Below are 19,353 nucleotides of genomic sequence, written 5' to 3'. Positions count from 1 at the left end.
AGAGGAGCCCTGGAATGGAGGCGACTCCATAGCAGCAAATCGAGCGCGCGCAACGCCCGAGGGAATCACATCTCTGAGCTTATCTGCCGGCGCTTATTTGCCTGCGATCATTTGCCCCAGCGCGCGAATGCGACCGAGGCGGCGGTCGAAAGCCCGAACACGACCATGGCGCCCCCGACCAGCGCGAACAGGGTCCAGGCCGGAGCCTGCGCGGTCATCAGTCCGATGCCGCCGATCGCGACGATCAGAAGCCGTGCCGTCGAGGCGAGCACGGGCCCGCCGACGCGTGCGGCGCCTTGCGAGGAGAAGTAAAGCGACACGCCCATGCCGAAGAACACGAAGGCCGGACCGGCCCAGTGGAAATAGCTGTGCGCTGCGGCGGTGACGCCGGGATCGCGGGTGAAGAGCCCGACCCACAGTGACGGCGCGAGCGCAACGACGAGACCGATCAGCCCCACCGTGAGTCCCGAGGCGGCAGCCGCGGTCCAGGCGACACGCCGCGCGCGCTTCACATGCCCGGCGCCGATCGCCATGCCGACCATCGGCACCGAGGCGATGCCGAAGGCGAAGGTGATCGGGATCAGCAGAAATTCCAGCCGCGAGCCGATACCGTAGCCCGCCAGCATCTCGGTGCCGAAGGTCGCGAGGATCTTCGTGAAGATCAGAATGGTGAGCACGGTCTGCAGCGGCGACAGGCAGGCCACCGCGCCAACTTTGAGAATGTCCAGGAACATCGCGCGCTCGAAATGAAAGGCGCGGACATCCAGCGGCAGCCGGCTGCGCCCCGACAACAGATACCAGATGAAGAAGATCGCCGCGCAGCTGAACGCGATCAGCTGCCCGCTCGCCACGCCCGGCATGCCGAATTGCGGCACTCCGAACAGGCCGAGCCCCAGCGTGCCGCCGAGCACGATCTGCAGCGCGCTCGCGCCGATCAGAATCATCGAAGGCAGGCGCATGTCGCCGGTACCGCGGATCACCGAGGCCAGCGTGTTGACGAGCCAGATCGCGACCGCGCCGGAGAACAGCACCTGCGAATAGCCGCTGGCCTCCTCGAGCACGCGCTCGCGTCCGCCGAGCAGCGCGAAGAAGGAGCGGCCGAAGGCGAGCATCATCACCGTGAAGAACAGCCCGCCGCAAAGGCCGATGATGGCGGCATGCAGCGCCAGCGTCGCGGCGCGGTCGCGATCCCCTGCGCCGAGAGCGCGGCTGATTGCGGACGAGACGCCGCCGCCCATCGCGCCCGCGCTCATCATCTGCGTCAGCATCGCGAACGGAAACACCAGCGCGATCGCGGCGAGCGGGATGGTGCCGAGCCGGCCGATATAGGAGGTCTCAGCCACTGCGACGAGCGTGCTGCCGACCATCGCGATCATGTTGGGGATCGCGAGCCGCAGCAGCGTCGGCAGGATCGGCGCGGTCAGGAGGCTCGCGATGGGGGAGGCGACCGGCGCAACCGGCGGGATGGCATCTGCGGGGGCGTCGATCGTCATGTTCACCGGGCGGAAAATTAAATGATGACCGACATATTATAAGAGAATGAGCCGGCCGGCGCAGCCCTGGCTCACGCAGGGCTCACCACGGCAGGCCGCATAGGTCGATGGTGCCCAGCGTCGGCGCACGCACGATGTGGAAGACATAGGGCGCCATGTAGGTGAACCGAATCCGCCCTTCCGGCTGTTCGCAATAGACCTCGCCTTTGAACGGCAGCCAGCTCCGGGCCTCGTAGAACGCGAAATTGTGCGGCTCGCAGACCAGTAGGGCGAACCGAACCGCCTCGTTGGCGCGCATGGTATGCACCGCCGCGTCGATCGCCACGGTCGCATAGCCACGGCCGCGCTGGTCCTCGCGCGTCGAGACGCCGCCGATGCCGCCGATATGAACCTTCTGTCCATTCCAGGTGATGGTGCGGAAGTAGATGCCGACATGGCACACGAGACCATCCTCGGGCGTCTCGACCAGCACGCGGAGATCGGCATTGGCCCATTTGACATGAGCCCAGGGCTTGCCTGCGACCAACTGCGGTGCCCAGACCGCCTGAAATAGCGGCTCGGCCCTCGGCCACGAGGCGTCGCCGTTCAATATGTCGATCTCGATGCTCATGGCCTCGTCCTCCACAGCTCCGCTTCTTCGCGCGTTTGTTCTGTCTTAAGCGCCTCAAAGGCAATGATATTTTACAGCGAACCGCAGGTCTGATCACGGCGGCCGGATTGCGGCGAACTTGTGCATTCAAGCAGGACGCGCCAAGTCACGCCTTTTCGCAAATTCTGAGGTATTTAATGGCCGCGGAACCTTCTATAAGGGGTGACCGTTAGAACTCGTTCCCCACCAGTTGCGGACAAGAAGCCATGACCTTTACGCTGCCCCCACTTCCTTACGCCTATGACGCCCTCGGCCAGTACATGTCGAAGGAGACGCTGGAATATCACCACGACAAGCATCATCAGGCCTACGTCACCAACGGCAACAACGCGCTCAAGGGGACCGAATGGGAAGGCAAGTCCCTTGAAGAGATCGTCAAGGGCTCGTTCGGCAAGAACCCCGCGGTGTTCAACAACGCCGGCCAGCACTACAACCACATCCACTTCTGGAGCTGGATGAAGCCCAATGGCGGCGGCACCAAGCTGCCGGGCAAGCTCGAGAAGAAGATCAACGAGGACCTCGGCGGCTTCGAGAAGTTCAAGACCGACTTCCAGGCGGCCGGCGTCGGCCAGTTCGGCTCCGGCTGGTGCTGGCTCCAGGTCAAGAACGGCAAGCTCGAGATCTCCAAGACCCCGAACGGCGAGAATCCGCTGGTGCACGGCGCCACACCGATCCTCGGCTGCGACGTCTGGGAGCACTCTTACTACATCGACTATCGCAATCGCCGTCCCGACTATCTCAAGGCGTTCGTCGAGAACCTCGTGAACTGGGAATACGTGGAGTCCCTGTTCGAGAAGGCGTGACAGGTGTCATTCCGGGGCGCGCGAAGCGCAAGCCCGGAATCCATTTGTCTGCTCGGGTGGCGCCCGATGGATTCCGGGTTCGGCGCTGACGCGCCGCCCCGGAATGACAGAAACAAAGGCGGTCGCAGGCGCGACCGCCTTTTTGCTGTGCGGAATTGCCCTGCGTGGCGCGCGCATGGGTCTGTCGTCACACCGTTTGCATCGGGGGAACACCGCCCTTAATCAGGACGGGCATCACCCTCGAGCGACCCAGCCCGTTGTCAGGACCTTCCCCGAACCATCCAGCGCCTTCCGGCGACGCGGAATCCGAGCCGCGGCCGGGCCGGGTCCGCAAGCCGATCGGCTGGTCGACCGTCATCATCGCAGCTCTGGTGGCGGTGAGTGCTGCACTGGTCTGGCGGCGGGACGGCACTGACGGCGTTCTGGACATCCTCACCCACGATCTCTCGCTGTTCTCGGGCATCCTGCCGCGCGTGCTCGCCGGCTGCCTGCTCGGGGCCTTCATCTCGGAGATCTTGCCGCACGAGAAGGTCTCGCGCTCGCTCGGGCCGAAATCCGGCCTGATGGGCCTGCTGATCGGCACCGCCTTCGGCGCGATTCTGCCCGGCGGTCCCTTCACCGCCTATCCGGTCGCGAGCGCACTGCTCGCGGTCGGCGCCGATTTCGGCGCCACCATCGCCATGGTCGTGAGCTGGACGCTGATCGGTTATGGCCGGGCGGTCGCCTGGGAAATCCCGATCATGGGCACCGATTTCACGCTGTGGCGGATCGTGATCTCGCTGCCGCTGCCGGTGCTCGCCGGCGCCCTCGGCCGCTTCGTCTATGTCAGGCTCTATCCGAAGCCGCTCGCGAAGGACGACGAGAGTTGAGCGCAGCGCTTCTGATCGACATCCTGCTGTGGGGCTCGGTGCTCGGCGTCGGGCTGATCGCCTTTCGTCGTGGGCGCCCGGTGTTCGTGGCCTCGCTGCGCGAAGGCACGATGGATTTCGTCAACATCGTGCCGCGGATTGCGCTTGGCGTGATCGGCTCCGGCTACATCGCCGCCATCATCCCGCAAGAGGTGATCACCGGCTGGCTCGGCCCTGATAGCGGCTGGCTCGGGGTTGCCACCGCCGTGGTCGCCGGCGCCGCCACGCCCGGCGGTCCCGTGGTCGGCTTCTCCATCGGCACCGTGGCGTTGAAGTCGGGGGGCGGGGTGCCGCAGGTGGTTGCCTATGTCGTCGCCTGGGCGCTGTTCGCCTTCCAGCGGGTGATCTTGTGGGAGATCCCGTTCATGCCCGCCCGTTTCGTCTGGTTCCGCTGCGCCGTCTCGGTGCCGTTCCCATTCGTGGCAGCCGCCATCGCCATGGTGATCGGCAAACCCTGAGCCGCGATGTCAGTCCCGCCGTGGACAGGCGTAATGTTATAATATAACGTCCGCAAATGGCTCCCGCCGCGTCCCACGCCCACCAGCACGACCATGCTCATGGCCATTCCCATGGTCACGGCCATGGACATTCGCACGGGCACGATCACGCCCACGCCCATGTCCACGATGCGACCTCGCCGCATCCGGCCCAGACCGCGCCTTGGTCGATCCTGCGCATGACCATGGCGGGCCGTCTCGCGGCCGCGCTCGCGGTCTGTGCCGTGCTGTGGGGCATCGTCTTGCTGGCGATGAGGTGACGATGGCAGCGTTGCACTTTCACAACGTCACGCTCGGCTATGATCGGCACCCCGCCGTGCATCATCTCAGCGGCGAGGTCGCGCCGGGCGCGCTGGTCGCCGTGATCGGCCCGAATGGCGCCGGTAAATCGACGCTGTTGCGCGGCATCGTCGGCATCCTCAAGCCGCTCGACGGGACGATCCATCTCGGCGGGCTCGACGCCCGCGACATCGCCTATCTGCCGCAGAGCGCGGAGATCGACCGCAGCTTCCCGATCTCGGTGTTCGATTTCATCGGCACCGGGCTGTGGCGTGGCACAGGCCTGTTCGGCGGCATCGGCAAGGCCGCGCGCGACAAGATTCTCCGGGCAATCGGAGCAGTTGGCCTCAGCGGTTTTGAGAACCGCCCGATCGGCACGCTCTCCGGCGGTCAGATGCAGCGCGTGCTGTTCGCCCGTGTGCTGCTCCAGGATGCCAGCCTGATCGTGCTCGACGAGCCCTTCAACGCCATCGACAGCAAGACCACCGCCGATCTGCTCGCGCTGGTGAAGCGCTGGCACGGCGAGGGCCGTACCGTGCTCGCCGCGCTGCACGACATGGAGATGGTGCGCAACCACTTCGCCGAAACGCTGGTGCTGGCGCGCGGCCCGGTCGCGTGGGGCCCGACGGCGGAGGTGCTGACGCCGGAAAATCTGCTGGTCGCGATGCGAATGTGCGAGGCCTTCGACGACAGCGCCGCGGCCTGCGCGGCCGATGATATCAGCTCGCGGGCGGCCTGATATCCGATGCTCTATGACGCGCTGATCGGTCCGTTCACCGAATTCGAGTTCATGCGGCGCGCGCTCGCCGCGGTGATCGCGTTGGCGCTGGCGGGGGCGCCGATCGGCGTGTTCCTGATGCTGCGGCGGATGAGCCTCGTCGGCGACGCCATGGCGCACGCGATCCTGCCTGGCGCGGCGGTTGGTTTCCTGCTCTCCGGCCTCAATCTGTTCGCGATGACGGCCGGCGGCCTGGTCGCCGGCTTTGCCGTCGCGATCCTCGCTGGCGTGGTCGCACGCTCGACCGGGCTGAAGGAAGATGCCTCGCTCGCCACCTTCTATCTCGCTTCGCTTGCGCTCGGCGTCACCATCGTCTCGATCAAGGGCACCAACATCGATCTCCTGCACGTGCTGTTCGGCAACATCCTCGCAATGGACGATCAGACCCTGCTGGTGGTCGCCTTCAACGCCACGGTGACGCTGCTGGTGCTCGCGGTGATCTACCGCCCGCTGGTGATCGAGAGCGTCGATCCCCTGTTCCTGCGCACCGTGAGCCGCGCCGGCGGCCCCGCCCATCTCGCCTTCCTCGCGCTGGTCGTCATCAACCTCGTCAACGGCTTTCAGGCGCTGGGCACGCTACTGGCGGTGGGGCTGATGATCCTGCCTGCGGGCATCGCAAGGTTCTGGTCGCGCGATCTCACCGCGATGATCTGCATCGCCGTCATTGCTGCTGCGGTGTCCGGCTATGCCGGCCTCGTGCTCTCATTTCAGACCCGCGTGCCTTCGGGCCCGGCGATCATCCTGGTGGCGACGGTGCTCTACATCGTCTCCATCCTGTTCGGCCGCGTCGGCGGCATCGTCCGGCAGCTGTTTCCCGGCCGGCATCTGGAAGCATGACGATGCGGCTCATCCTGGTCTTTGCACTGTTGCTGATCGCCTCGCCGCTGCGGGCCGCGGAGCGGCTCAACGTCGTCGCGAGCTTCTCGATCCTCGGCGATTTCGTCCGCAATGTCGGTGGTGACCGCGTCAACCTGACGACGCTGGTCGGGCCCGACAGCGACGTCCACGTCTATACGCCGGCCCCTGCCGATGCCAAGCGGGTCGCGGCGGCGAAGCTCGTCATCGTCAACGGGCTCGGGCTGGAGGGCTGGCTGCCGCGCCTCGTGCAATCCGCGGGCAGCAAGGCCAAGGTGATCACCGCAAGCGCCGGCATCGCGCCGTTGAAATTGGGTTCGGCCGCTGATCCCCACGCTTGGCAATCCATCCCGAACGCCAAGATCTACGTCACCGACATTGCGAGCGCGCTCGCCACGGCCGCTCCTGACGATGCAGAGTTCTTCCGCGCCCAGGCCAAGGCCTATCTGGAAAAGCTCGAAACACTGGACCGCGAGGTCCGCGACGCTGTCGCAAAAATCCCACCGGAGCGGCGCAAGGTGATCTCCACCCATGACGCCTTCGGCTATTTCTCCAGCGAATACGGTATCCGGTTCATCGCCCCCCGGGGCGTCTCCACGGAGACCGAGCCGAGCGCGCGAGATATCGCCGCCATCATCGGCCAGATCAAGGCCGCGAGGATCCCGGCCGTGTTCCTTGAAAATATCAGCGACGATCGCCTGATCCGGCGGATCGCCGCCGAGACCGGCGCCAAGGTCGGTGGCATCCTGGTTTCGGACGGTTTGACCGGCGAAAAGGGCCCTGCACCCACTTACATTGACATGGTCAGGCACAATATAAAGGCCCTGACCAGCGCGCTTGACCATTAGGGCAGGGGCCACCCCGCCTCGCGTCGCGCGAAAAAGCCTTGAAGTCCGGAGTTGTTATGTCTGACGCGACCTCCCAGAAGATTCCCGTGACCGTGCTGACCGGCTATCTCGGCGCCGGCAAGACCACGCTGCTCAACCGCATCCTGTCGGAGAACCACGGCAAGAAATACGCCGTCATCGTCAACGAATTCGGCGAGATCGGCATCGACAACGACCTCATCATCGGCGCCGATGAGGAAGTGTTCGAGATGAACAACGGCTGCATCTGCTGCACCGTACGAGGCGACCTCGTCCGCATCATGGACGGCCTGATGAAGCGCAAGGGCAAGTTCGACGCCATCATCGTCGAGACCACCGGTCTTGCCGATCCCGCCCCCGTCGCGCAGACTTTCTTCGTCGATGAGGACGTGCAGAAGAACGCCCGGCTCGATGCGGTCGTGACGGTCGCCGACGCCAAATGGCTGTCCGACCGGCTCAAGGACGCACCCGAGGCCAAGAACCAGATCGCCTTTGCCGACGTCATCGTTCTGAACAAGACCGACCTCGTCAACAAGGGCGAGCTCGCCGAGGTCGAGGCCCGCATTCGCGGCATCAATCCCTATGCGAAGCTGCATCGCACCGAGCGCTGCGCGGTGGCGCTGGCCGACGTGCTCGACCGCGGCGCATTCGACCTCGACCGCATCCTCGACATCGAGCCTGACTTCCTGGAGGCCGACGATCATGACCACGATCATGATCATCACCACCATCACGGCCACGATCACCATCACCATGATCACGGCCACGGCCTGAAGCACTATCACGACGAGGAGATGCAATCGCTCTCGCTCAAGACCGACAAGCCGCTAGATCCCAACGTGTTCATGCCCTGGCTGCAGAACCTGGTGCAGGTCGAGGGCGGCAAGATCCTGCGCTCCAAGGGCATCCTCGCCTTCCACGACGACGACGATCGCTACGTCTTCCAGGGCGTCCACATGATGCTGGAGGGCAACCACCAGCGGAAGTGGAAGGAGGGCGAGCCGCGCGAGAGCCGCCTCGTCTTCATCGGCCGCGAATTGCCCGAAGAGGCGATCCGCAAGGGTTTCGAGAGCTGCATCGTCTCGTGATGAAAGAGTTTACGCCAGCGCCCGAGTCCGCTTCGATCGTTTCCGTCACCGACCGCGTCCAGCCGATTGCGCTCGGCATGGCCGTGACCTCGGTGCATTTCCTGAAGGATCGCGCCGCCTTCGTCGGCGGCGAGGAGAACGTCGCATTCGTCGATGCCAATTGCGAGATCACCACGGTTGCCGTGCATAGCGGCGGCATTCTCTCGACCGCCTCCGACGGCAAGCGCCTCGTCATGGGCGGCGACGACGGCAAGGTCGTCTCGATCGATGCCAAGGGCGAGGTGACGCTGCTCGCCACCGATCCCAAGCGGCGCTGGATCGACGCGGTGGCGCTGCACGCCGACGGCGCGTTCGCCTGGTCGGCCGGCAAGACCGCGACCGTCAAGAGCGGCAAGGCCGAGGAGAAGTCGATCGACGTGCCCTCGACCGTCGGCGGCCTTGCCTTCGCGCCGAAGGGCCTGCGGCTCGCAATCGCGCATTACAACGGCGTGACGCTGTGGTTTCCGAACATGGCGGGATCGGCCGAATTCCTGCCCTGGGCCGGCTCGCATCACGCGGTCACCTTCAGCCCCGACAACAAATTCCTGGTCACCGCCATGCACGAGCCGGCGCTGCACGGCTGGCGGCTCGCCGACAACAGGCACATGCGCATGACCGGCTATCCCGGCCGCGTCCGCTCGATGTCGTGGAGCGCCGGCGGCAAGGGGCTGGCGACGTCGGGCGCCGACACGGTGATCATCTGGCCGTTCGGCAGCAAGGACGGTCCGATGGGCAAGGAGCCCGCGATGCTCGCGCCGCTGCAGGCGCGCGTCTCCGCGGTCGCCTGTCATCCCAAGAACGACATCCTCGCCGCCGGTTACAGCGATGGCACCGTGCTGATGGTCCGTCTGGAGGATGGCGCGGAGATCCTGGTCCGCCGCAATGGCACGCCGCCGGTGGCCGCGATCGCCTGGAACGCCAAAGGCACGCTGCTGGCCTTTGCCGACGAAAATGGGGACGGCGGTCTGCTCGAGCTTTAATCTGTCATGGTTCCCGCCGTATAGGGAACCATGCGATTTCTGACGACCTTCCAGCTTGCCGACTTTGGCGACACCCTGGTCAGTCTGATCACGGCTTTCGTGCTGGGCACCTTGATCGGCGCCGAACGGCAATACCGTCAGCGCACCGCGGGGCTGCGCACCAACGTGCTGGTCGCGGTGGGCGCTGCCGCCTTCGTCGATCTCGCCATGCAGCTGGACGGCGCCGACGGCGCGGTCCGGGTGATCGCCTATGTCGTCTCCGGCATCGGTTTCCTGGGGGCCGGCGTCATCATGAAGCAGGGCATGGACGTGCGCGGGCTCAACACCGCGGCGACCCTGTGGGCCTCGGCCGCGGTCGGCTCCTGTGCCGGCGCCGACATGATCGCACAGGCGGCCGCGCTGACCGTGTTCGTCATCGCCGGCAACACCATGCTGCGCCCGCTGGTCAACGCCATCAACCGCATCCCGCTGAACGAGAAGGCGCTGGAGGCGACCTACTATTTCAAGCTCGCGGTTGCGGCCGACGCCTTGCCCGACATGCGCGACCGCCTCGTCGACAAGCTCGAAGCGGCGAAATATGCCGTGGCCGATATCGAAGTCGCCGAGATCAGCGAGGGCATTCTGGAGATCGCCGCCAAGCTGGTTGCGACTGCGGTCGACCCGAACGATCTGAACGCGGTCGCGACCGATCTGCAGCATCTGCCGGGCGTGCGGCATGCAACCTGGGAAGTCAGCACGACGGAGTAGCGCGGCGTTTTGGCGCGTGCGGGTGGGTTCCGCGCGTTTTCAGGTTCCGGAACCGGCGCGCCCCAGTTTCGTTGATTCCGCGAACAAAGGCGGTGATCGACATGCCCGGCCGAGATGACAAACGTACACTGAAGCTCAACCTGACAATCGCCGGTGCGCTGTTCGCAGCAGGCGTTGCGGTGTCGGTGATGTCCCTGGCGCAAATCCGCGCCGAAAGCCGCATGCAGCTGGCGCAGGCGACGCCCCCGCTCCAGGGCACCCCGTCCGACGAACAGAGCAAGGTGCCCGCGGAGGCGAAGCCCGGCGGCGATCGGCCGACGACGCCGGCCCCCGAGCCCGCACGGCCGGAGCCGCAGACTCAGGGCGCGGCTGGTGCGGCCAAACCGGCGCTGCCGCCGGCCCCGGCCGAGAAGATCGCGCCGCCGATGGAGAAGAAGTAGTTTTTCCGGTCATTCCGGGGCGCGCGAAGCGCGAACTACAGTGCGCAATTGCGCCAGAGTCTGCCGCCCGATGGATTCCGGGCTCGCGCCAAGTGGCGCGCCCCGGAATACGGGCGGAGAGAGCCCGCCTCACCGCACCAGAATATTCCGGAACTGCCAGGGATCGCTGGTGTCGATGTCCTCCGGGAACAGTCCCGGACGATCCGTCAGCGGCGTCCAGTCGGTATAAAAACCCTTCACCGGGCCGAGATAGGGCAGCTGAATTTCGAGCAGGCGCTCGAAATCCATCTCGTCGGCCTCGACGATGCCTTCGTTCGGGTTCTCCAGCGCCCAGACCATGCCGCCGAGCACGGCGGAGGTCACCTGCAGGCCGGTGGCGTTCTGGTAGGGTGCGAGCTCGCGGGTCTCTTCGATGGAGAGCTGCGAGCCGAACCAATAGGCGTTCTTGTCATGGCCGAACAGCAGCACGCCGAGCTCGTCGATGCCGTCGACGATCTCGTTCTCGTCGAGGATGTGGTGCTTCTCCTGCATCTTCCCGGCGCGGCCGAACATTTCATGCAGCGACAGCACGGCATCGTCGGCCGGATGGTAGGCATAGTGGCAGGTCGGCCGGTAAATCGCCTTGCCCGACGCATCGCGCACGGTGAAGTAATCGGCGATCGAGATCGACTCGTTGTGGGTGACGAGGAAGCCATACTGGGCGCCGCGGGTCGGGCACCAGGTGCGCACGCGCGTGTTGGCGCCGGGCTGCATCAGATAGATGGCAGCGCCGCAGCCGGCTTCATGGGTGTGCGCATTCTCGGGCATCCATTTCTCGTGGGTGCCCCAGCCGAGCTCGGATGGCTGCATGCCTTCCGACAGGAAGCCTTCCACCGACCAGGTGTTGACGAAGACGTCCGGCTCCTTCGGCTTCTTCGAACGCTGGGTGTCGCGCTCGGCGATGTGGATGCCCTTGATGCCGGCCTGCCGCATCAAATCCGCCCATTCGCCCTTGGTCTTCGGCCTGGGCGCATTGAGCTTCAGATCGGCCGCGACATTGAGCAGCGCCTGCTTGACGAAGAAGGAGACCATGCCGGGATTGGCGCCGCAGCAGGAGATGGCTGTGGTCGAGCCGGCGGGGCGCGCCTTCTTGGCGGCCAGCGTCGTTTCGCGCAGCGCGTAATTGGAGCGCGCTTCCGGACCCTTCGAGGAATCGAAATAGAAGCCAAGCCAGGGCTCGTTGACGGTGTCGATGTAGAGCGCGCCGAGCTCGTTGCAGAGCTCCATGATGTCGGTCGAGCCGGTATCGACCGACAGATTGACGCAGAACCCCTGGCCGCCGCCCTCGGTGAGCAGCGGGGTCAGCACCTCGCGGTAATTGTCCTTGGTCAGCCCTTTCTGGATGAAGCGGACATTGTGCTTCTCGCAAAGCGCCTTGCGGCCCTCGTCCTTGGGATCGAGCACGGTGATGCGCGACTTGTCGTAGTCGAGATGCCGCTCGATCAGGGGCAGCGTGCCTTTGCCGATGGAGCCGAAGCCGACCATGACGATGGGGCCGGTGATCTTCGCGTAGATCTGCGAGGGAGGGCTCATGGGATGGGTTCTCCGGAACGTGCTGGCAGTGAGGGATGGATCAGGCGCTGCGGCGCTTGTCAGATGCTGCGGCGCTTGGCGGTGACTTCGATCTCGACCTTCATCTCGGGCCTCGCCAGACCAGAGACGACCAGCAAGGTCGCCGCCGGCCTGATGTCGCCGAGGACCTCGCCGCAGACGGCGAAGTGGGCATCGATATAGCTGGCGTCGGTCACGTAATAGGTCGCACGGACGATATCGGCCATCTCGAATCCGCCCTCCTGCAGGGCGGCGGCGATGGTCTTGAAGCAGTTGCGTGACTGGCTCGTGACATCTGATGGCATCGTCATCGTGGTGTAGTCATAGCCGGTCGTTCCCGCGACGAAGGCGAACTCGCCGTCGATCACGGCACGGCTGTAGCCGACGGACTTCTCGAGCGGGGAGCCGGTGGAGATCAGGCGACGGGACATGGTCATGGGCCTCGACTGAAGGGGGTGTTTCGCGGGGTTAAAGGGCGTTTCCGGCGCCTGCGCAACCCCAAAGGAACGGGCCTCGCGCAGGCGCGGCAGGGCGTTGCCGCTCAATGCGGCTGCGGTCGTCGCTACACGAGCGATCCCTCAGGCCGCGTGCGCCTCAGGCGCGCGAACCGACCTCCGTTTGGGCAGGGCCGCGCCGGTCGGGACGATCATCCCGGCGGCGCCATCAAGCGCGCCATCAGTGAACTCGATCGCCAGCAGGCGGTTGCGCTCGAACGGGCCGGGCAGCGACAGCTCGGCGGTCTTCTCGGCTGTGAAGCCGAAGCGGGCGTAATAGGGGGCATCGCCGAGCAGGATCACGGCGCCATGCCCGCGCGCCCGGGCGGCAGCCAGCGCTTGTTGCATCAGCGCGGCGCCGATCCCGAGCTCGCGGCAGGCAGGGTCGACCGCCAGCGGTCCGAGGACCAGAGCGGGCCTGCCTCCGGCGCTGACATGCCACAGCCGCACGGTTCCCACGAGCTTGCCCTCGCGCATCGCCGACAGGGCAAGGCCTGCGGCTGGCGCGCGTCCGTCGCGCAGGCGCTGGCAGGTGCGGCCATGGCGGTTCTCGCCAAAGCAGGCATCGAGCAGCGCTTCACGCGTCGCGACGTCTCCAGCACGTTCCGCACGGATCACGAACGGAGCGGCTTTCGAGGTGAGGGCAACTTGCGGCTTCCGAGGAGCAGTCATGGCACGTCAGTCCCCGCTTGAACCGGCGTGCGCACAGCACGCCTGTCCAAGACGTCGTCAGAAATCGAGATGTTGGATGAGGAGCCGGCGGACCGGCTCCCGGGTTCGTCAGGCCTCTGGAAAAGAGAGGCGGATCAGATGTGGTACGTCCGCAGCGGCGGAATGCCGTTGAACGCCACCGACGAGTAGGTCGACGTATAAGCCCCGGTGCCTTCGATCAGCACCTTGTCGCCGATCTCGAGCGTCACCGGAAGCGGATACGGGGTCTTCTCGTACAGCACATCGGCGCTGTCGCAGGTCGGACCTGCGAGCACGCACGGGGTCATGTCCGCGCCGTCGTGACGGGTGCGGATGGCGTAGCGGATCGACTCGTCCATGGTCTCGGCGAGACCGCCGAACTTGCCGATGTCCAGGTACACCCAGCGCACCTCGTCCTCATCGCTCTTCTTCGAGATGAGCACGACCTCGGATTCGATGATGCCGGCGTTGCCCACCATGCCGCGGCCCGGCTCGATGATGGTCTCCGGGATCTGGTTGCCGAAGTGCTTGCGCAGCGCGCGGAAGATCGAGCGGCCGTAGGTGACGACCGGCGGCACGTCCTTCAGGTACTTGGTCGGGAAGCCGCCGCCCATGTTGACCATGGACAGGTTGATGCCGCGTTCGGCGCAGTCGCGGAACACCTGCGAGGCCATCGCCAGTGCACGGTCCCACGCCTTCACCTTGCGCTGTTGCGAGCCGACATGGAAGGAGATGCCGCACGGCTCCAGGCCCAGGCGCTTGGCGAGGTCGAGCACCTCGACCGCCATCTCCGGGTCGCAGCCGAACTTGCGCGACAGCGGCCACTCGGCGCCGGCGCAGTCATAGAGGATGCGGCAGAACACCTTCGCACCGGGAGCGGCGCGGGCGATCTTCTCGACCTCGGCGGCGCAATCGACCGCGAACAGGCGAATGCCGAGCGCGAAGGCGCGCGCGATGTCGCGCTCCTTCTTGATCGTGTTGCCGAAGGAGATGCGGTCGGGCGTCGCACCCGCAGCCAGCGCCATCTCGATCTCGGCGACAGTGGCGGTGTCGAAGCAGGAGCCCATGGACGCCAGCAAGGCCAGCACTTCCGGCGCCGGGTTCGCCTTGACGGCATAGAACACGCGGCTGTCGGGCAGCGCCTTGGCGAAGCTCTGGTAATTGTCGCGCACGACCTCGAGGTCGACGACGAGGCACGGCTCGGTGTCGAGGCCTTCGTTGCGGCGGTTGCGCAGGAATTCCTGGATACGTTCGGTCATGGCACTCTCCAACGGTCCCAGCGACGGGAGCCGTATCAACGTGACGTCTGATGAGAGTGCTTCGGCCGCATCGCGCGATGGAGGCGCGCTGGGGCCAAAAAACTCAAACCAGACTGTGCTGCCGTGGATTGGTTGGGAGAGTTTCCCGCCCGCTCACCTGGCAATGAAGGACAAGCCTTTTCAGTAGCCCGCGCCGGCGTTGGACTGCCGGTAGAGACCAAAAAAGCCCGATCCGTCGTTGCTTTAAGTCGCGTCCCCCGTTGAGAGCGGGGTGCGCCGGTTCGCCTCCGGCTGCCAGTCACGGTTGCAAAGAGCGAAGTCACCTTCGACATGGCATCTCTTTGAGAGAGATGCTGGGCGCTCCGGGTTTGCTTCGGTCGCTCGACGTTTCAGTCTCGACTTCCGCACTTCCGAAGAGCCCCTCGGCTTCTTCACCCCTTGGCGGCTGTCCGGCCTCTTGTCCGGATACCTACCGACTGACACACGACCACAGGCACGTGCGAAATTGGGCAAGTCCGCACATAAGCGTTTTGACTCTGGTTCGCAAGAATTTTTTTAGGCTGCGGACAGGATTGCCTAACATCTGCTTGCGCACTGTTGCGCGAGCGACGCGGAAGATGAACGCGCGTTAAGTTTTCGCCGCGCAGCGCGTGCTGCCCACGCGCGAGACGCGTCAGCCGCGCTTGGTGAAGGGCTCGATGCGCTGAGCGCCGCGGATGAAGGCGGTCATCACGAGCACGCCGAGTGCGAACAGCACGGCCTGCAGGATATGGGCGCCTTGGTCGCCGAGCCCGAACAGGATCGCGAGCGCCCAGCCGCCGGCAAACGCCGCGCCGAACACCTCCGCGCCGATCAGGATGGCGGCGCTGATGACGGTGATGACGCTGGACCAGACGATCTGGCGGGACGATGAGGAAGGCGCGTTCATGGCTTCAGGGGATCCTGGCTTCGAGGGCCGCAATCTCCCCGAAAAGGCGGCCGGGGGCAAGGGCAAACGGCCCAAAAAAGCCCCACGCGTGCTATAGCTGGCCGCAACAATCGAGCCACGAAATCCGGGACTTGCGATGTCAGAAACCCGCCAAACTACGGACGCCGAGACCAATCCGCTGCTGAAGGCCTGGGTGACGCCGTTCGCGACCCCGCCCTTCGACGAGATCAAGCCGGAGCATTTCCTGCCGGCCTTCGAGCAGGCCTTCGCCGACCACGCCGCCGAAATCGCGGCGATCACCAACGATCCCGCGGCGCCCGACTTCGCCAACACCATCACGGCGCTGGAGCGCTCGGGCAAGCTCCTGAGCAAGGTCGCGGCGGTCTTCTACGACCTCGTCTCGGCGCATTCCAACCCGGCCATCCTGGAGATCGACAAGGAGGTCTCCTTGCGGATGGCGCGGCACTGGAATCCGATCATGATGAACGCCGTGCTGTTCGGCCGCATCGCCCATCTGCACGAGAACCGCGCGGGTCTCGGTCTCACGCCCGAGCAGCTCCGTCTGCTGGAGCGCACCTACACCCGCTTCCACCGCTCCGGCGCCGGCCTCTCCGAGGAGGCCAAGACGCGGATGGCCGAGATCAACGAGCGGCTGGCCCAGCTCGGCACCAGCTTCAGCCACCATCTGCTCGGCGACGAGCAGGACTGGTTCCTGGAGCTCGGGGAGTCCGACCGCCAGGGCCTGCCCGAGAGCTTCGTCGCCAGCGCCAAGGCTGCGGCGGAAGAGCGCGGCATGGCAGGCAAGGCCATCGTCACGCTGTCGCGCTCCTCGGTCGAAACGTTTCTGAAGAGCTCCGCCCGGCGTGACCTCCGCGAGAAGGTCTACAAGGCCTTCATCGCGCGCGGCGACAACGGCAACGCCAATGACAACAATGCGACCATTGTCGAGATCCTGAAGCTGCGCGAGGAGAGCGCCGGGCTCCTGGGCTATCCGACCTACGCCGCCTACCGGCTCGAGGACTCCATGGCCAAGACGCCGGACGCGGTGCGCGGCCTGTTGGAGCGGGTCTGGAAGCCGGCCCGCGCCCGCGCGCTTGCCGACCGCGACGAGATGCAGGCGCTGATCGCGGAGGAGGGCGGCAATTTCAAGCTCGCCCCCTGGGACTGGCGCTTCTACGCCGAGAAGCTGCGTCTGCAGCGTGCCAATTTCGACGATTCCGCGATCAAGCCGTATCTCGGTCTCGACAACATGATCGCCGCCGCCTTCGACTGCGCCACGCGCCTGTTCGGCGTCACCTTCGAGGAGCGCAAGGACGTTCCGGTCTGGCACCCGGACGTCCGGGTCTGGGAGATGAAGGACAGGGGCGGCAAGCACAAGGCGCTGTTCTATGGCGACTACTTCGCCCGGCCGTCCAAGCGCTCCGGCGCCTGGATGACCTCGCTGCGCGACCAGCAGAAGCTCGACGGCGACGTCGCGCCGCTGGTTCTCAACATCTGCAATTTCGCCAAGGGCGCCGGCGGCGAGCCGTCGCTGCTGTCGCCCGACGATGCCCGCACCCTGTTCCACGAATTCGGCCACGGCCTGCACGGCATGCTCTCCAACGTGACCTATCCCTCGCTGTCGGGCACCTCGGTGTTCACCGACTTCGTCGAGCTGCCGTCGCAGCTCTACGAGCACTGGCAGGAGCGGCCGGAGGTGCTGCAGAAGTTCGCCCGCCACTACCAGACCGGCGAGCCGCTGCCGGACGACCTCCTGCAACGCTTCCTCGCGGCGCGAAAATTCAACCAGGGCTTTGCCACGGTCGAGTTCGTCTCCTCGGCGCTGGTCGACCTGGAATTCCACACCCAGCCGGCAGCCGCCGCGCAGGATGTCCGCGCCTTCGAAAGGCGCGAGCTGGAGAAGATCGGCATGCCCGAGGAGATCGCGCTGCGTCATCGTCCCACGCAGTTCGGCCACATCTTCACCGGCGACCATTACGCCGCCGGCTACTACAGCTACATGTGGTCGGAGGTGATGGACGCCGACGCCTTCGGCGCGTTCGAGGAGGCCGGCGACATCTTCGATCCCGCCGTGGCGAAGCGCCTGCACGACGTCATCTATTCGTCGGGCGGGTCGGTCGATCCGGAAGCCGCCTACGAGGCCTTCCGCGGCCGTCCGCCGGAGCCGGACGCGCTGCTCCGCCGCCGCGGCGTGCTCGAAGACGCCAAGGCGGCCTGATGAACATGCGCGCCCTGTTCGGATGCCTGCTCGCCGCCGCGATGTCGCTCGTATCAGGTGCGGCGAGCGCGCATCCCCATGTCTGGATCACCGCGACCAGCGAATTGCTCTATGCTGCCGACGGCAGCGTCACCGGCGTGCGCCACGCCTGGACCTTCGACGACATGTTCTCGGCCTATGCGGTGCAGGGGCTCGAGAGCAAGACCAAGGGCGCATACACAAGCGAGGAGCTGAAGCCCCTGGCGCAGACCAACGTCGAGTCCTTGAAGGAATACGCCTACTTCACCTTCGCCAAGGCCGACGGGAAGAAGGAGCGGTTCCAGGAGCCGGTCGACTATTTCCTCGACTACAAGGACACGGTGCTGACCCTGCACTTCACCTTGCCGCTGAAGAATCCGGTCAAGCCCAGGCAGCTGGTGCTCGAAGTGTTCGACCGTTCCTTCTTCATCGACTTCCAGATGGCCAAGGACAGTCCGGTCAAGCTGGTCGGTGCGCCCGCGGGGTGCCAGATGAAGCTGGAGCGGCCGAACGACGGCACCGCGAGCGCGCAGAAGCTGAACGAGCAGACCTTCCTGAACGGTGAGAACTCGAATTTCGGCATGATGTTCGCCAACAAGATCACGGTGGATTGCCCTTGAAGCCGCAACTCTCTCCGCTCGCACGTGGGCTGCTCGCCTCTGCCGCTGTGCTGCTGGTCGTGGCTGTGACTGATGCCGCGCTTCATGATCTGCTCGCGCAAAACCCGTTCGGCGCGCCGCGGCCGGCGCAGGCGGCCGAGCCTGAAGCAAGCGGCCTCATCGGCTGGCTCCTGGCCAAGCAGTCGGAATTCTATCGCCAGATGTCGGCAACCATCCGCGCCGCGAAGTCCGATGGCTCGGCGGTGTGGACGCTGCTGTTCATCTCGTTCGCCTATGGCATCTTCCACGCCGCCGGTCCCGGCCACGGCAAGGCGGTGATCGCCTCCTATGTGGTCGCCAACCGCGAGACTGCGCGGCGCGGCATCGCGCTGTCCTTTGCCTCGGCCCTGATGCAGTCGGTGGTCGCGATCCTCATCGTCGGCATCTCGGCCTGGGTGCTGAATGCGACGGCCAAGACGATGTGCAAGGCGGAAGGCGTGATCGAGATAGCGAGCTACGCCCTGATCGCGCTGTTCGGCCTGCGCCTGGTCTGGGTCAAGGGCCGCACCTTCATCGGCGCACTTCAGGCCACCCAGCCGGTGCCGGCGATCGCAGGCGTGCCGCACGACCATGATCACGATCATCACCATCATCGTGATAGGCACGATCATCATCACCACGATCACGGCCATGATCATCACGGCCACGCTCACCATCACCACGGGCACGACCACGTCCACGACGAGCATTGCGGCCATTCCCACGGACCCACGCCAAGCGAACTCGCCGGCCCCGGCGGCTGGCGGCGCGGCTTCGCTGCGATCCTGACCGTCGGCATCCGCCCCTGCTCGGGCGCAATCCTGGTCCTGGTGTTCGCGCTGGCGCAGGGCCTGTTCTGGGCAGGGATCGCCGCGACATTCCTGATGGGGTTGGGCACCGCGATCACGGTGGCGGCCATTGCTGTCGTCGCCGTCTCCGCCAAGGACATTGCCGCCCGCCTCAGCGCCGGACGCGACGGCGGTGGCGCGCTGTTGATGCGCGGCATCGAGTTCGGCGCCGCGAGTCTGGTCCTGCTGTTCGGCGTCGGCCTCCTGTTCGGCTACATCGCCGCCGAACGGACCACGTGTTTTTGAGG

At 65.7% G+C, this 19,353-nt stretch carries 21 protein-coding genes; 14 read left to right on the top strand and 7 right to left on the bottom strand.

Annotated features, from left to right (window positions below):
• Positions 1–107: 107 nt before the first annotated feature.
• Entirely contained in the window at positions 108–1,493 is a 1,386-nt protein-coding gene (locus I6F28_RS04725) for an MATE family efflux transporter (protein ID WP_225139361.1), read from the bottom strand.
• A gap of 82 nt (positions 1,494–1,575) precedes the next feature.
• Complete coding sequence (locus I6F28_RS04720; protein ID WP_225126500.1) at positions 1,576–2,103, bottom strand: GNAT family N-acetyltransferase; 528 nt, start codon at positions 2,101–2,103, stop codon at positions 1,576–1,578.
• Between the two features lie 245 nt (positions 2,104–2,348).
• Between I6F28_RS04720 and I6F28_RS04715 the strand changes: the two genes are divergently transcribed.
• From I6F28_RS04715 to I6F28_RS04665, 11 genes are all read left to right on the top strand, one after another.
• Positions 2,349–2,945, top strand: coding sequence for a superoxide dismutase (locus I6F28_RS04715; RefSeq protein ID WP_027573470.1), 597 nt, complete (start codon positions 2,349–2,351; stop codon positions 2,943–2,945).
• Positions 2,946–3,202: 257 nt separating this feature from the next.
• On the top strand, positions 3,203–3,814 hold the full coding sequence (locus tag I6F28_RS04710) for a permease (protein WP_225126497.1): 612 nt from the start codon (positions 3,203–3,205) through the stop codon (positions 3,812–3,814).
• Positions 3,811–4,311 carry a hypothetical protein gene (locus tag I6F28_RS04705; protein WP_036036588.1) on the top strand — a complete coding sequence of 167 codons (501 nt, stop codon included), beginning with the start codon at positions 3,811–3,813 and terminating at the stop codon, positions 4,309–4,311. The genes I6F28_RS04710 and I6F28_RS04705 overlap by 4 nt, the downstream gene beginning before the upstream one ends.
• A gap of 56 nt (positions 4,312–4,367) precedes the next feature.
• Positions 4,368–4,610, top strand: a complete 243-nt coding sequence (locus I6F28_RS04700; protein WP_035997699.1) for a hypothetical protein — start codon at positions 4,368–4,370, stop codon at positions 4,608–4,610.
• Between the two features lie 2 nt (positions 4,611–4,612).
• Entirely contained in the window at positions 4,613–5,368 is a 756-nt protein-coding gene (locus tag I6F28_RS04695) for a metal ABC transporter ATP-binding protein (RefSeq protein WP_225111624.1), read from the top strand.
• Between the two features lie 6 nt (positions 5,369–5,374).
• Positions 5,375–6,244, top strand: a complete 870-nt coding sequence (locus I6F28_RS04690) for a metal ABC transporter permease (RefSeq protein WP_225126496.1) — start codon at positions 5,375–5,377, stop codon at positions 6,242–6,244.
• Positions 6,245–6,246: 2 nt separating this feature from the next.
• Positions 6,247–7,110, top strand: a complete 864-nt coding sequence (locus tag I6F28_RS04685) for a metal ABC transporter substrate-binding protein (RefSeq protein ID WP_225139461.1) — start codon at positions 6,247–6,249, stop codon at positions 7,108–7,110.
• Positions 7,111–7,166: 56 nt separating this feature from the next.
• The gene (locus I6F28_RS04680) at positions 7,167–8,216 is read left to right on the top strand and encodes a CobW family GTP-binding protein (RefSeq protein ID WP_036036600.1); all 1,050 of its coding nucleotides are present in this window, start codon (positions 7,167–7,169) and stop codon (positions 8,214–8,216) included.
• Positions 8,216–9,235 (top strand): WD40 repeat domain-containing protein, encoded by a 1,020-nt coding sequence (locus I6F28_RS04675; protein ID WP_036021360.1) that lies wholly within the window; start codon positions 8,216–8,218, stop codon positions 9,233–9,235. The genes I6F28_RS04680 and I6F28_RS04675 overlap by 1 nt, the downstream gene beginning before the upstream one ends.
• 30 nt (positions 9,236–9,265) lie before the next feature.
• Positions 9,266–9,982, top strand: a complete 717-nt coding sequence (locus I6F28_RS04670; protein ID WP_225139360.1) for an MgtC/SapB family protein — start codon at positions 9,266–9,268, stop codon at positions 9,980–9,982.
• Between the two features lie 101 nt (positions 9,983–10,083).
• Positions 10,084–10,422, top strand: a complete 339-nt coding sequence (locus I6F28_RS04665; RefSeq protein ID WP_225139359.1) for a hypothetical protein — start codon at positions 10,084–10,086, stop codon at positions 10,420–10,422.
• Between the two features lie 129 nt (positions 10,423–10,551).
• Here the strand turns inward: I6F28_RS04665 and I6F28_RS04660 are convergent, their stop codons facing one another.
• The 5 genes from I6F28_RS04660 to I6F28_RS04640 form a co-directional block, all read right to left on the bottom strand.
• A complete protein-coding gene (locus I6F28_RS04660; protein ID WP_035997714.1) occupies positions 10,552–11,994 on the bottom strand; it encodes a homospermidine synthase in 1,443 nt (480 codons plus the stop codon).
• A gap of 59 nt (positions 11,995–12,053) precedes the next feature.
• A complete protein-coding gene (locus I6F28_RS04655; RefSeq protein ID WP_035997765.1) occupies positions 12,054–12,443 on the bottom strand; it encodes a RidA family protein in 390 nt (129 codons plus the stop codon).
• A gap of 147 nt (positions 12,444–12,590) precedes the next feature.
• The gene (locus tag I6F28_RS04650) at positions 12,591–13,178 is read right to left on the bottom strand and encodes a GNAT family N-acetyltransferase (RefSeq protein WP_035997718.1); all 588 of its coding nucleotides are present in this window, start codon (positions 13,176–13,178) and stop codon (positions 12,591–12,593) included.
• 134 nt (positions 13,179–13,312) lie between these two features.
• The gene (locus tag I6F28_RS04645; protein ID WP_035997723.1) at positions 13,313–14,455 is read right to left on the bottom strand and encodes a type III PLP-dependent enzyme; all 1,143 of its coding nucleotides are present in this window, start codon (positions 14,453–14,455) and stop codon (positions 13,313–13,315) included.
• Positions 14,456–15,128: 673 nt separating this feature from the next.
• Positions 15,129–15,383 (bottom strand): hypothetical protein, encoded by a 255-nt coding sequence (locus I6F28_RS04640; protein WP_035997726.1) that lies wholly within the window; start codon positions 15,381–15,383, stop codon positions 15,129–15,131.
• 136 nt (positions 15,384–15,519) lie between these two features.
• On the opposite strand from I6F28_RS04640, the gene I6F28_RS04635 reads away from it, so the two are divergent.
• The 3 genes from I6F28_RS04635 to I6F28_RS04625 are packed head-to-tail and all read left to right on the top strand — an operon-like array spanning position 15,520 to position 19,351.
• The gene (locus I6F28_RS04635) at positions 15,520–17,601 is read left to right on the top strand and encodes a M3 family metallopeptidase (protein ID WP_225139358.1); all 2,082 of its coding nucleotides are present in this window, start codon (positions 15,520–15,522) and stop codon (positions 17,599–17,601) included.
• Complete coding sequence (locus tag I6F28_RS04630; protein WP_036036611.1) at positions 17,601–18,239, top strand: DUF1007 family protein; 639 nt, start codon at positions 17,601–17,603, stop codon at positions 18,237–18,239. The genes I6F28_RS04635 and I6F28_RS04630 overlap by 1 nt, the downstream gene beginning before the upstream one ends.
• Positions 18,236–19,351, top strand: a complete 1,116-nt coding sequence (locus I6F28_RS04625) for a nickel/cobalt transporter (RefSeq protein WP_225139357.1) — start codon at positions 18,236–18,238, stop codon at positions 19,349–19,351. The genes I6F28_RS04630 and I6F28_RS04625 overlap by 4 nt, the downstream gene beginning before the upstream one ends.
• Positions 19,352–19,353: the final 2 nt, after the last annotated feature.

Origin of the sequence: Bradyrhizobium sp. NBAIM14 (genome assembly GCF_020193895.1) — a bacterium.
GTDB classification, from domain to species: domain Bacteria; phylum Pseudomonadota; class Alphaproteobacteria; order Rhizobiales; family Xanthobacteraceae; genus Bradyrhizobium; species Bradyrhizobium yuanmingense.
Note: the sequence above shows the minus strand (reverse complement) of the source record. Positions and strands in the feature narration are given on the sequence as shown.